13 protein-coding genes are annotated in these 12046 nt (G+C 73.1%); 5 read left to right on the plus strand and 8 right to left on the minus strand.

What is annotated here, in order from left to right; genetic code table 11:
• Window positions 1-216: hypothetical protein (locus tag ACZ47G_RS38675; protein WP_465751053.1), on the plus strand; the 216-nt coding region annotated here is incomplete at its 5' end.
• Window positions 217-383: 167 nt separating this feature from the next.
• On the opposite strand, the gene ACZ47G_RS38680 is transcribed toward ACZ47G_RS38675, so the two are convergent.
• On the minus strand, window positions 384-1388 hold the full coding sequence (locus ACZ47G_RS38680) for a stage II sporulation protein M (protein ID WP_465751055.1): 1005 nt from the start codon (window positions 1386-1388) through the stop codon (window positions 384-386).
• Between the two features lie 240 nt (window positions 1389-1628).
• Between ACZ47G_RS38680 and ACZ47G_RS38685 the strand changes: the two genes are divergently transcribed.
• Window positions 1629-2630 (plus strand): RDD family protein, encoded by a 1002-nt coding sequence (locus ACZ47G_RS38685; RefSeq protein ID WP_465751057.1) that lies wholly within the window; start codon window positions 1629-1631, stop codon window positions 2628-2630.
• A 26-nt stretch (window positions 2631-2656) separates the two neighbouring features.
• On the opposite strand, the gene ACZ47G_RS38690 is transcribed toward ACZ47G_RS38685, so the two are convergent.
• On the minus strand, window positions 2657-3286 hold the full coding sequence (locus tag ACZ47G_RS38690; protein ID WP_465751059.1) for a hypothetical protein: 630 nt from the start codon (window positions 3284-3286) through the stop codon (window positions 2657-2659).
• A 108-nt stretch (window positions 3287-3394) separates the two neighbouring features.
• On the opposite strand from ACZ47G_RS38690, the gene ACZ47G_RS38695 reads away from it, so the two are divergent.
• Window positions 3395-3910: a SigE family RNA polymerase sigma factor gene (locus ACZ47G_RS38695; protein WP_465751061.1), complete on the plus strand. Its 516-nt coding sequence runs from the start codon at window positions 3395-3397 to the stop codon at window positions 3908-3910.
• Window positions 3907-4917, plus strand: coding sequence for a hypothetical protein (locus ACZ47G_RS38700; RefSeq protein ID WP_465751063.1), 1011 nt, complete (start codon window positions 3907-3909; stop codon window positions 4915-4917). The genes ACZ47G_RS38695 and ACZ47G_RS38700 overlap by 4 nt, the downstream gene beginning before the upstream one ends.
• A 68-nt stretch (window positions 4918-4985) precedes the next feature.
• Here ACZ47G_RS38700 and ahcY read toward each other — a convergent pair whose 3' ends face one another.
• The 6 genes from ahcY to ACZ47G_RS38730 all read right to left on the minus strand — a co-directional run bounded on the left by ahcY (window position 4986) and on the right by ACZ47G_RS38730 (window position 11279).
• Entirely contained in the window at window positions 4986-6434 is a 1449-nt protein-coding gene (gene ahcY / locus ACZ47G_RS38705; RefSeq protein ID WP_465751065.1) for an adenosylhomocysteinase, read from the minus strand.
• A gap of 360 nt (window positions 6435-6794) precedes the next feature.
• On the minus strand, window positions 6795-7772 hold the full coding sequence (locus ACZ47G_RS38710; RefSeq protein ID WP_465751067.1) for a cation diffusion facilitator family transporter: 978 nt from the start codon (window positions 7770-7772) through the stop codon (window positions 6795-6797).
• A 29-nt stretch (window positions 7773-7801) separates the two neighbouring features.
• The gene (locus ACZ47G_RS38715) at window positions 7802-9055 is read right to left on the minus strand and encodes an SIS domain-containing protein (RefSeq protein ID WP_465751069.1); all 1254 of its coding nucleotides are present in this window, start codon (window positions 9053-9055) and stop codon (window positions 7802-7804) included.
• Between the two features lie 64 nt (window positions 9056-9119).
• Entirely contained in the window at window positions 9120-9302 is a 183-nt protein-coding gene (locus ACZ47G_RS38720) for a Trm112 family protein (RefSeq protein WP_380463457.1), read from the minus strand.
• A 98-nt stretch (window positions 9303-9400) separates the two neighbouring features.
• Window positions 9401-10786, minus strand: a complete 1386-nt coding sequence (locus ACZ47G_RS38725; protein WP_465751072.1) for a phosphomannomutase/phosphoglucomutase — start codon at window positions 10784-10786, stop codon at window positions 9401-9403.
• Between the two features lie 127 nt (window positions 10787-10913).
• Window positions 10914-11279, minus strand: coding sequence for a DUF3499 domain-containing protein (locus ACZ47G_RS38730; RefSeq protein WP_280686050.1), 366 nt, complete (start codon window positions 11277-11279; stop codon window positions 10914-10916).
• A gap of 219 nt (window positions 11280-11498) precedes the next feature.
• On the opposite strand from ACZ47G_RS38730, the gene ACZ47G_RS38735 reads away from it, so the two are divergent.
• The gene (locus ACZ47G_RS38735; protein WP_465751074.1) at window positions 11499-11951 is read left to right on the plus strand and encodes a metallopeptidase family protein; all 453 of its coding nucleotides are present in this window, start codon (window positions 11499-11501) and stop codon (window positions 11949-11951) included.
• Window positions 11952-12046 lie beyond the last annotated feature (95 nt).

The raw sequence follows: 12046 nt of genomic DNA on the forward strand, positions 1-12046 counted from the left end.
GGACGCTTCCTTCGGACCGCCTTCCAGCGGGCCCTCCGGGCGCTTCGTTCTTTCGTGTTTCCAGCTTACCAGATGTTTTCCGCTCCGTTTTCCGGAGTTTCATTCATCCGATTCCCGCTGGCGGGATTTCCTGCGAACTTCGTTCCGAAGCTTATCAAAGCTTTCGGAGTGTTCCGTCCGTGGGATTTGCTTCATCGGAGGGTGCGCATTTCGTGAAATGCGCTCGCCTCGATTTCGGCGGTGTCGTAGACACTAGCGCCCGGGGCTGACCGTTGTCCAGTCAGTCCCAACCGTTGAAACCTACTAGCCCACCCTCACCACGTCAATGGTTTGGCCGGGATACGAGAAGACTAGCAGGTCAACGGCCTGTTGATCACATCGACTCAGGCGGCGACGGGCTGGAGGTCCGCCCGGTCGGCCGCGTCCACATCGCCGAACTCTCCGCTCGCCGCGGCCTTCCGGCCCAGCACCAGCGCGTAGAGGAGGAAGGCCACCTCGGCCAGGGCGCCGATGGAAATGCGCGCCCAGGTCGGCAGACCGGACGGCGTCACGAAGGCTTCGAGCACACCCGAGACCGCCAGGACCGTCGCCAGGCCGATCGACATCCCGATGATCGAGCGGCCCTGTTCGGCCAGCGCCACCGCGCGGGTGCGCGGGCCGGGGTCGATGACGGTCCAGCCGAGGCGCAGGCCGAGGCCACCGGCCACGAAGACCGCGGTCAGCTCCAGCAGCCCGTGTGGGATGAGCAGGCCGAGGAAGATGTCGAGCCGCCCGGCGGAGGCCATCAGTCCGATGCCGACCCCGAGGTTGACCACGTTGGTCCACATCACCAGGAGCACCGGAATGCCCAGGGCGATCCCGAAGAGCAGGCACTGCACGGCGACCCACGCGTTGTTCGTCCAGACCTGGGCCGCGAAGGAACTCGCGGGCCGGTCCGAGTAGTACGCCTCGTACTGTCCGCCCGGGCGGGTCATCTCCCGCAGCTCGTCCGGGGTGATGAGGCTGTTGCGGACCTCCGGGTGGGTGGCCATCCACCAGGCGAGCAGCACGGTGAGGGCCAGCGAGACGGCCGCGACCGGCACCCACCAGCGACGGGCTCGGTACAGCGCGGCCGGGAAGCTCACCGTGTAGTAGCGGGCGACGTCCTGCCAGCCGTTGGTACGGGCGCCGGTCACCGCGCTGCGGGCCTGCGAGACCAGGCTGGTCAGCCGGCCGACCAGGGCCGGGTCCGGTGCGGCGGCCTGGACCTTGGCGAGGTGGCCGGTGACCCGCTGATAGAGGCCCACCAGCTCGTCGGCCTCCTCGCCGCTGAGCCGGCGCCTGCGGGCGAGGGCGTCCAGCCGGGCCCACTCCCCCTGGTGGGTGGCGACGAAGACGTCCAGGTCCATTCGGCGGCTCCATGGTCGGCGATGGCGCGAGGCGCGCGTGCGCGGTCGCGCGGGTACGTGCGGACGTGCGGGCCCAGCATGCCAGCCGCCGCCGCTGCCCCGGCCCTCGGGATCTCACTTCCCGTGCGCCCACCGGGCGCCGTATGTTTGCGGCTGCGGATCAGACTGCGGAGAGCGGGCAGTGGGGGGCCGATCCAACCGCACTCCCACCTCTCGCATGAGCGTGAACGGACAGGTGTCTTGAGCGACCTGGTGACGGGTGAGGCGGTCGTCCTCGACCTCCGGACGGCGAAGCTTCCGAGCAGGGCGCTGGCCATCGTGCTCGACCTGCTCATCGAGTTCGCCGCCCTGTTCGTGTCCGTGCTGGTGATGAGCGTCGCCCTGTCCGACCTCGACAGCGCGGCGCTGGCGGCCACCATGCTCGGGATGACGGTGTTCTACCTGGTCGGCCTGCCGGTGATGATCGAGACCCTCAGCAACGGACGCTCGGCCGGCAAGGCCGCGCTCGGCCTGCGGGTGGTGCGCACCGACGGCGGACCGGTCCGGTTCCGGCACTCGCTGGTGCGCGGGCTGGTGGGCTTCTTCGAGCTGATCGCGATAACCGGCGCCCCGGCCGTGATCACCTCCGCGCTGAACTCGGACGGCAAGCGGCTCGGCGACATCTTCGCGGGGACGGTGGTGATCCGCGAGCGCACCCCGGGCGGGGTCGGCGCGGCCGGCCCGCTGCCGCCGGTGCACCCGCAGCTGCTGCACGACATGGGCCGCGAGCTGGTCGCGATGGACCTCTCCGCGGTGCCCGAGGCGCTCTGGCTCGCGATCCGCCAACTGCTCGGCCGGATGGGCCAGTTGGACCCGAGCGTGACGTTCCGGATGGCCAGCGAACTGGCCGACGACCTGGCCGCCCGGGTCGGGCACCCGGTACCGCCCGGCCTGCACCCGGCCGCCTACCTGGGTGCGGTGCTCACCGAACGCCAGCGCCGGGAGTGGATGCGCGCCCAGCAGCGGTTCGCGGCCTCCGCCCCCGTCCCGATGCCCGCCCCGCACCCGATGGCCGCCCCCGTCGTCACGGCCGACGGCCGGCCCCACCGCGTCCTCGGCGTGCCCGCCGCTCCCGTTCCCGCTCCCGCAGCCGTCGCATCCGCCCCGCCCGCCCCCGCCGCGCCGTCCTTCGTCAAGCCCGCACAACCCGCCGCGCCCGCACCGGCACCGGCCCCCGCCACCGGCTTCGCCCCGCCCGCCTGAGCTGAGCCCACCTGAGCCCCGCCCCGCTACTCCCCCACCGGCCAGGCGTTCGGCGGCGACTCCAGCTCCTCCAACTCGATCCCCTCCGCAGCCAGCACCACGTCCCCCGCCAGGTGCACGACCTGCTGCTCCCCCGTCTCCAGGTCCGCGACCTGGTACCGCTCGACCGACAGCGGCCCCGAGTCCGTCTCATGGGTGTCCACGCCCTCCAGCAGCCACCCCTGGTCGAAGGTGCGCGGCGCCAGCACCGGCTCGGTGAACGCCACCAGCCGCACCCGCGCACTCGCCCCCTCCCGCAACCGCAGCATCCGGGCGGTGGCGACCAGGAAGCCCGGCGAGCGCCCGGCGAACCCGTGCGCCCGGTCGTGGCCCTCGACCGTGTGCTCGCCACCCGGGTCGGCCGCGTCGGTGCGCACCCAGGCGACCCCGTCCACCGCGCCGCCGCGCACCTGCCAGCCACCGGCCCGCAGCTCCATCCGCAGCGGCCGGGCCCGCGAATCCACCGTCAGGTCGACGCTGCCGAGCACCCGGCCGTCCGGCGCGTAGGTCTTGGAGACGTACCGCCACCCGGCCGCCCCGGGCGCGCAGCTGAAGCGCTCCTCGCCGAGCAGCAGGTGGTCGTGGGTGTCATGGAGCGAGTACCGGCCGTTGGGCATGCCCGAAAGCCTACGTGCGCCCGTGATGCAACATTCCCCGCAGCTGCGCGCATTAGAGGGTCGGACGGCGCGGGAGAGACGCCGCCCGGACGACGAGAGGGGGTGCGGATGGCGAAGCAGACGCGCGACGCGGAGTTCACGGAGTACGTGACCTCCAGGGGCGGTTGGCTGCGCAAGGTCGCCTATCTGCTGTGCGGGGACTGGCACCGGGCCGACGACCTGGTGCAGGAGACCATCACCAAGCTGTACGTGCACTGGTCGAGGGCGAGCCGGACGGACAACATCGACGGCTACGCCCGCCGCACGCTGGTCAACACCTTCCTCGCCGAGCAGCGGACCTCCTGGTGGCGCCGGACGGTACGGACGGAACTCGACCTGGAGGCCCTGGCCGCGAGCCTCGACCTGGACGCCTCGCTCGACCTGCGCCGGGCCCTCGCGGCCCTGCCGCCCCGGCAGCGGGCCACCGTCGTCCTCCGCTACTACTGCGACCTGTCGATCGACCAGGCCGCCGAGGCCCTGGGCTGCTCGACGGGCAACGTCAAGAGCCAGAGTTCGCGGGCCCTGGCGGCCCTCCGCAGCACGCTCGCTCCCCACCCCGTCGCAGTCGCAGAGAGGACGTCATGACCACGCACTCCGATCTGGCCGCCCGCCTGGCGGACCTGGCCGACGAACCCGCTCCGCCGCCCGCCTTCGACACCACCGCGTCCATCGCCCGGGGGCGGGCCCGCCTACGCACCCGTCAGCGGGCCACGATCGGGGCGGTGGCCGTCGCGACGGCGCTCACGGTCGGCCTCACGGTCATGTCGCCCCGGCCAGGGAACGCGACGCCCGCAGCTCCACCGGCCGCGGCCACCCCGACGCCGGCCCCCACTCACACGGCCGTCGACGGCACCCCCGCGCTGACCTCCGAGCTCAAGGTCGGCTGGCTGCCCGACTGGGTGGACCGCGAACACGGTCTCGGCTACACCGCGGGCACCTTCGGTTCCAACGTCACCGCCGTCGAACCGAAACTGGGCTTCCGGCGCCTCCAGATCGTCCTGCTCGCCCCCGGCCCCGAGCCGGCGCTCGGAACCCATCCGGACGAGGCCAAGGTCCCCGCCGCCCCGATCAACGGCCGGACGGCGTACTGGGTCGAGCATCCGTCCGAGCCCCGCTACGACAGCAGCGACCGGGTGCTCCGCTGGCAGACCGCCGACGGCCGGTGGGCGGTGATCCGGGCGACGCACCTCGAAAACAGGGTCATCCCCGATGGGGATCTGATCCGGATCGCGGAGTCCGTCACGGGCGGCAGCCGGGACGTCCCGATGCCGCTCTGGCTGAGCGGGCTGCCGGCATCGATCCGGCCGGACTCCGCCGCCGTGGTCCGCGACTCCGGCACGGTGCCCTGGGAAGCCCTGATCGTCCTCGCGGTCGACGGCAAGATGGTCACCGTCACCGCGGCCCCGGAGGGCGACCTGAGGATCCCGCCCGGCTCGCAGTGCCGGCACGAGGGCGGGCTGCAGGTCTGCGCGTCCACGCCGCCCGACGTCCTGCCCCGGCTCGATCTGGTCGGCGGCCTGGCCGGCCTGCTGAAGCTGGTCCACCTCACCGGCGCGGACGAGAGCACCTGGACGACCAGCAACCTCCGCTGACCCCGGACGCGCCGGTGGCCGGCACCCCGCCCAGGGGTGCCGGCCACCGGCGTTCGGTGCTCACCGCATCAGTAGCGGTACTGCTCCGCCTTGTACGGGCCCTCGACCGGAACGCCGATGTAGTCGGCCTGCTCCTGGGTCAGGGTGGTGAGCTTCACGCCCAGGGCGTCCAGGTGCAGCCGGGCGACCTTCTCGTCCAGGTGCTTCGGCAGCACGTAGACGCCGATCGGGTACTCCTCGGTCTTCGTGAACAGCTCGATCTGGGCGATCGTCTGGTTCGCGAAGGAGTTGGACATCACGAAGGACGGGTGGCCGGTCGCGTTGCCCAGGTTCAGCAGGCGGCCCTCGGAGAGGACGATGATGGTGCGGCCGTCGGCCTTGCGCCACTCGTGGACCTGCGGCTTGACCTCGGTCTTCACGACGCCGTCGAGCTTGGCCAGGCCGGCCATGTCGATCTCGTTGTCGAAGTGGCCGATGTTGCCGACGATGGCCTGGTGCTTCATCCGGGCCATGTGCGAGGCCATGATGATGTCCTTGTTGCCCGTGGTCGTGATGAAGATGTCGGCGGTCTCGACCACGTCGTCCAGGGTGGCGACCTGGTAGCCGTCCATCGCGGCCTGGAGCGCGCAGATCGGGTCGATCTCGGTGACGATGACGCGGGCGCCCTGGCCGCGCAGCGACTCGGCGCAGCCCTTGCCGACGTCGCCGTAGCCGCAGACGACGGCGACCTTGCCGCCGATCAGGACGTCGGTGGCGCGGTTGATGCCGTCGATGAGCGAGTGGCGGCAGCCGTACTTGTTGTCGAACTTCGACTTGGTGACCGAGTCGTTGACGTTGATCGCCGGGAACAGCAGCTGGCCGTCACGGTGCATCTCGTACAGGCGGTGGACACCGGTGGTGGTCTCCTCGGTCACGCCCTTGATGGTGGCGGCGACCTCGGTCCACTTGTTCGGGGTCTCCTTGAGCGTGCGGTTGAGCAGCTCGAGGATGATCCGGAACTCGTCGTTGTCCGCGGTGGACGGGTCCGGAGCGGCACCGGCCTTCTCGAACTCGACGCCCTTGTGGATCAGCAGGGTGGCGTCGCCGCCGTCGTCCAGGATCATGTTCGGGGTCTTGCCGTCAGGCCAGGTCAGCGCCTGCTCGGTGCACCACCAGTACTCCTCCAGGGTCTCGCCCTTCCAGGCGAAGACCGGGACGCCCTGCGGGTTCTCCGGGGTGCCCTCCGGGCCGACGGCGATGGCCGCGGCGGCGTGGTCCTGGGTGGAGAAGATGTTGCAGGAGCACCAGCGGACCTCGGCACCGAGCGCCGTGAGGGTCTCGATCAGCACCGCGGTCTGGACGGTCATGTGCAGCGAGCCGGTGATCCGGGCGCCGGCCAGCGGCTGCGCCTCGGCGTACTCGGCGCGGATGGACATCAGGCCGGGCATCTCGTGCTCGGCCAGCTGGATCTCCTTGCGGCCGAACGGCGCCAGGGAAAGGTCGGCGACCTTGAAGTCACCGGTGATGTCGGTCGACATGCGTCTGCTCCTCGCTGATGGGGGTGGGGCACGGCCGAGGTGGGGATGTGCGTTGCGCATGGCGGGCCGTACGGGTGCACGGCTACGCCGGGGCGACCTGGTCCGTGGATCACGGACCGGTTCCCCGCTGCGCAGCACAAACCGCCGGAGGACCTCTCTCCCTCGACCGGCGCACACCCTACGGGTGCGGACCGCCGATCGACCGCCATCAGCAGCGACGTTCTGGCTCTGGTGACGAATCTACACCGGCCGCCCCACCCGCCGTCCGCGGATGACCGATTTCGAGGGCCGGATCCGACCGCCGCTCGACCGGGATCCCACCCCGGAACCACCGGGGCGGGCGGCCGGGCGGACGGCCCGTCAGTGCGCCGCGTCCGGGCCGGGCCCGCCCGGGGTGGCGGCCGGGTCCTCGCCGGCGGCGGCCTTCTCGGCGCTGTAGACGTCCGGCTCCAGGTAGATCGCCCGGGCGATCGGGACGGCCGCGCGGACCCGCTCCTCGGCGGCGTCGATGGCCCGCGCCACCCGCTCGGCGCTGTCCTCCGCGTTGACGGCGATCTTGGCGGCGACCAGCAGTTCCTCCGGGCCGAGGTGCAGGGTGCGCATGTGGATCACCCCGGTGACCGCCTCGCCGTCCACCAGGGCGGCGCGGATCCGCCGCACCGACTCCTTGTCGGCGGACTCCCCGAGCAGCAGCGACTTGGTCTCCAGCGCGAGCACCACCGCGATCACCACCAGCAGGACGCCGATGCACAGGGTGCCGACGCCGTCCCAGACGCCGTTGCCGGTGATCACGGTGAGCCCGACGCCGAACAGCGCGAGCACCAGGCCGATCAGCGCGCCGCTGTCCTCCAGCAGCACCACCGGCAGCTCCGGCGCCTTGGCGGTGCGGATGTACTGCACCCAGCCCTGGCTGCCCTTGGCCTTGACGGACTCCCGCACCGCGGTCAGGAAGGACCAGCCCTCCATCGCGATGGCGAAGAACAGCACGCCCACCGCCCAGCCCCAGGAGTCCAGCACCTCGGGGTGGTTGACCTTGTGCCAGCCCTCGTAGACCGCGAACAGGCCACCGACGCTGAACAGCACGATCGCCACCAGGAAACCGTAGACGTAGCGCTCGCGCCCGTACCCGAACGGGTGCTCCTCGTCCGCCGCCCGGCGTGCCCGCTTGCCACCGATCAGCAGCAGCACCTGGTTGCCGGAGTCGGCCACCGAGTGCACGCCCTCGGCCAGCATCGAGGAGGAGCCGGTGAACCCGAAGGCGGTGAACTTGGCCGCCGCGATCGCCAGGTTCGCGGACAGCGCCGCCACCAGTGCCTTGGTCCCGCCCTCTGTGCTCATGGGCCGAGACTAGCGCCTGCCCGGCGGGCTCAGGACTGCGCGGCGGCGAGCCCCAGATAGACGGCGGCGAAGTCGGTCAGCGCGATCAGGTCGGCCAGCGCGTGCAGCGGGTCCGGGCGGGTGCTCGCGTACTCGGTCAGCCGTACGTCGTGGGCGGCGGCCAGCCGGTGCGCGCGGCTCGCGCCGAAGCTGCGCGGCCGCTCGTCGTCCTCCGTCACCTCGGCGGGGCCGTCCTGCTCCTGCGCGGGATCCGGGGTTCCGGTGCCGGGGACGTGCCGGAGCAGCAGCACCTGGAGGTGCAGCGGGTCGGGCTCATCGACCCGGTCGCGGAAGAAGTCGTCCGGGTCCGCGCCCGCGCCCAACTGGCCGGTGAACATGCCGCGGTGGGCGGTGAGCACCTGCGGCAGCGAGCCGGCCAGCGCCGGGCGGCCGGCCCGGTCGGCGAGCTGGGCGGCGAACCGGGAGACGGCGGCCCCGGCGACCGGGCCCTCGGCCCACAGCAGCGGGACGGTCCCCGCCAGCCGCGCGGCCAGCCCCTTGGCCGGATTGGTGTACGCGGCGGCGTCCGGGCGGCAGCGCACGGCGGTGGCGTCCAGCAGGTCGGCGACGGCCGGCAGCGCGTCGTACGGCAGCTGGGTGAGGCCGAGCTTCTGGGCGAGCGCCAGCAGCGGGGTCAGGTGGGACCACAGCGCGGCCGGGTCCTCGGCCGGGAGGTCCGGCTCGGCGGCCGGCGCGGCGGGCCGGCCCTCCTCGGGCAGCACCGCGGTGACGTACGGCAGCGGCAGCGCGCGCACCTGCAGCGCGGCCTCGGCCAGCGGGCTGCCGGCCGGGGCGGTGACGACGATGGCGCAGCCGCGCGCGTAGGCCTGTTCGGCGAGGCCGATCAGGCCCTGTTCGCCTCCGTCGGCGGAGCTGACCACCAGCAGGTCGAGCGGGCCGGCCCAGCCGGGCAGCTGCCAGCCGAGTCCGGCGGTGAACACGGGCGGGGCACCGGCCCGGTCGGCGCGCGGGGCGGTGGCCTCGACCGGCGGCAGCGGGGTGACCAGGGCGGCGGAGCCGGCCAGCACGGCGAGGATCTCGGCGGCCGTCAGGGCGCTGCCGTGCCCGGCGACCAGGACGGCGCGCGGGCGGCCGTCCGGGCGCAGCCGGTCGAGGCCGGCCGTGTCGGCCTGCCGCAGCGCGGTGCGGACCCGGGCGCCGGCGCCGGCCAGGGCCAGCAGGGCGCGGTCGTGGTCGGCGCGCTGGAGGGCGGCCGGGTCGTCGAGCAGGGTGTCGTCGAGCATGCGGCGGGCCTCCGGCTGTCCTGTGGTCGGCGGGCGCGGGTGGGGCTGTCGGGCCCCAACAGGATCAGGCCGGGCGGCGGGCCTCGTCCACCAGGAGGACCGGAATGCCCTCGCGGACCGGGTACGCGAGGCCGCAGTCCGCGCCGGTGCAGAGCAGCTCGGGGTGCTCCTCGGTGCCGCCCTCGGTCAGCGCGGCCCGGCACTGCGGGCAGACCAGGATCTCCAGCAGGAAGGATTCGAGCTTCATGGGGGCTCTCCAAAGTTCGGGGGTGGCACGGAGGTGCCCCGGCCGATAGGCAACCCTACCGGCCGGGGCACCGCGCGCCTCGGTCAGGCGCGGTCCGCTCAGGCGCGGACGACGGCGAGCACGCCGTCGCGCAGCTCGGCCATCTTCGCCGGGTCCTTGGCCTCGACGTTGAGGCGCAGCAGCGGCTCGGTGTTGGAGGCCCGCAGGTTGAACCACCAGTCCGGGCCGGCCACGGTGAGGCCGTCCAGCTCGTCGACGGCGGTGCCCTCCAGGCCGGCGTAGGCGGCGCGGACGGCGGCGGTGCTGGCGGCCTGGTCGGCGACGGTGCTGTTGATCTCGCCGGAGGCGGCGTAGCGGTCGTACTCGGCGGTCAGCGCGGAGAGCGTGCCCGGCTGCCCGCCGAGCGCGGCCAGCACGTGCAGCGCGGCCAGCATGCCGGTGTCGGCGCGCCAGAAGTCGCGGAAGTAGTAGTGGGCGGAGTGCTCGCCGCCGAAGACGGCGTCGGTGACGGCCATCTCCTGCTTGATGAAGGAGTGGCCGACCCGGGTGCGCACCGGGGTGGCGCCCAGCTCGCGGACCACCTCGGGGACGGTCCAGGAGGTGATCAGGTTGTGGATGATCGTCGGCTCGGCCTCGCCGGCGGCCTGGGCGCGGGCGATCTCGCGGGCGGCGACCAGCGCGGTGATCGCGGACGGGGAGACCGGCTCGCCGCGCTCGTCGACGACGAAGCAGCGGTCGGCGTCGCCGTCGAAGGCCAGGCCGATGTCGGCGCCGACCTCGCGGACCTTGGCCTGGAGGTCGACCAGGTTCTTCGGGTCGAGCGGGTTGGCCTCGTGGTTGGGGAAGGTGCCGTCCAGCTCGAAGTACATCGGGACGAGCTCGATCGGCAGGCCGTCGAAGACGGTCGGCACGGTGTGGCCGCCCATGCCGTTGCCGGCGTCCACGGCGACCTTCAGCGGGCGGATCGCGGTGAGGTCGACCAGGCCCAACAGGTGGTCGGCGTAGCCGCGCAGGGTCTCCTGGGCGGAGAGCGCGCCGGGCTGCACGTCCTTGGCCGGGACGGTGACGGTGTCGTCCTCGGCGGTCCAGGACTCGACCAGTTCGCGGATCTCGGACAGGCCGGTGTCCTGGCCGACCGGGGCGGCGCCGGCCCGGCAGAGCTTGATGCCGTTGTACTGGGCCGGGTTGTGGCTGGCGGTGAACATCGCGCCGGGCAGGTCGAGCTTGCCGCTGGCGTAGTAGAGCTGGTCGGTCGAGCACAGGCCGATCTCGACCACGTCGGCGCCGTAGGCCGCGGCGCCCTCGGCGAAGGCCCGGCTGAGCGACGGGGAGGACGGGCGCATGTCGTGTCCGACCACGATCGCGGACGCGCCGGTGACCTGCACGAACGCGGCGCCGAAGGCCCGGGACAGGCTCTCGTCCCACTGGTCCGGGACGACGCCTCGGACGTCGTACGCCTTCACGAGCTGCTTGAGGTCGCGCACTGCGGCTCCACCCTGGTTCTGTGCTGATCGATACGTCGGGCCACCCCGCCCGTCCGGTGGACGGTCGCGGTGAGGTCAGACGGGCAGCGTACCCGGGCCGGGCGAACGGGCGGCGCGGGGCGAGTCGTCAGTTGTCGGGCGAGCGCAGGACGCGCAGGTGGCCGCGGCGGCCGCCCTCGGTGGACTCGCCTTCGGGGGCCCGGCCCTGACGGGGGGTCTGCGGGCGGGCGGCCTCGCGGACGGCGTTGGCGAGCGCCTCCAGGTCGTCGCTGCTGCGGCGCAGCGGACCGGCCTCGGCGGCGAGCCGGACGACCTCCCAGCCGCGCGGGGCGGTGAGCCGCTCGGCGTGCTCGGCGCACAGGTCGTAGCAGTGCGGCTCGGCGTAGGTGGCGAGCGGGCCCAGGACGGCGGTGGAGTCCGCGTAGACGTACGTCAGCGTCGCGACGGCCGGTCGGCCGCACGCGGTCCGCGAACAACGACGTACAGAGCTCACGAGGGTGGACGGTACCGCACTCCCCGCCGGGGAGCGAAGACCGCCTGCCCGGCGGGGGTGCCGTGTCGCGGGCCGCGCCCCCGTGCGCACCCCCCGGCGTGCCGCCCGGCTCCCGCCGCCCGGCTCGCTCCGGCCGTCCGGGCACGAGCCGCCGCCCTGGCGATTCCCCCGTCGGAGTGGTCCACTTCCGACCCGCCAAGGACTACTCTCGGCAGTGATATGGACAGCTCCGCACCGCAGTCATCGACAGGCCCCTCGCGCCGCCCGCGGCACCGCGACCGGCACGGCAGGGGGTTGCGCGGCCCGCTGGCGCCGCCCCAGGTGCCGATCTCGCTCACCCGCTCCGAACTGTTCGACGACTACGTGCGCGAGTCGGTGGAACGGCTGGAGCGGCGGTGGCCGCAGCTGATCGAGGTGGAGTTCGCCGTGCAGGAGGTGCCGCTGCACGAGGTGGACGGCGCCGACGGCGGGGACGGCGTGCCGCTGGGCCGGGTGCTGCCGGGCGAGAAGGGGCACAAGAGCCAGATCGTGGTGTACCGGCGGCCGGTGGAGATCCGGGCGAAGACCCGGGAGGACCGGGCGGCGCTGGTGCACGAGATCCTGATCGAGCAGGTGGCCGAGCTGCTGGGGCTGTCGCCGGACGCGATCGACCCGCGCTACGACGAGGACTGACCTCCCGGGGGCCGGGGGTGGGGGGGGGGGGGGGGGGGGGGGGGGGGGGTGGGGGTTGGCGCAGGCCCCATGAGAGGGAAAACCTAACTCTCCTT

The organism is Kitasatospora sp. NPDC030952 (genome assembly GCF_055571335.1).

Coding starts and splice junctions, on each gene's coding strand:
- ACZ47G_RS38680 (WP_465751055.1), bottom strand. CDS start 1,388: ATGGACCTGGACGTCTTCGTCGCCACCCACCAGGGGGAGTGGGCCCGG.
- ACZ47G_RS38690 (WP_465751059.1), bottom strand. CDS start 3,286: ATGCCCAACGGCCGGTACTCGCTCCATGACACCCACGACCACCTGCTG.
- ACZ47G_RS38695 (WP_465751061.1), top strand. CDS start 3,395: ATGGCGAAGCAGACGCGCGACGCGGAGTTCACGGAGTACGTGACCTCC.
- ACZ47G_RS38700 (WP_465751063.1), top strand. CDS start 3,907: ATGACCACGCACTCCGATCTGGCCGCCCGCCTGGCGGACCTGGCCGAC.
- ahcY (WP_465751065.1), bottom strand. CDS start 6,434: ATGTCGACCGACATCACCGGTGACTTCAAGGTCGCCGACCTTTCCCTG.
- ACZ47G_RS38710 (WP_465751067.1), bottom strand. CDS start 7,772: ATGAGCACAGAGGGCGGGACCAAGGCACTGGTGGCGGCGCTGTCCGCG.
- ACZ47G_RS38715 (WP_465751069.1), bottom strand. CDS start 9,055: ATGCTCGACGACACCCTGCTCGACGACCCGGCCGCCCTCCAGCGCGCC.
- ACZ47G_RS38720 (WP_380463457.1), bottom strand. CDS start 9,302: ATGAAGCTCGAATCCTTCCTGCTGGAGATCCTGGTCTGCCCGCAGTGC.
- ACZ47G_RS38735 (WP_465751074.1), top strand. CDS start 11,499: ATGGACAGCTCCGCACCGCAGTCATCGACAGGCCCCTCGCGCCGCCCG.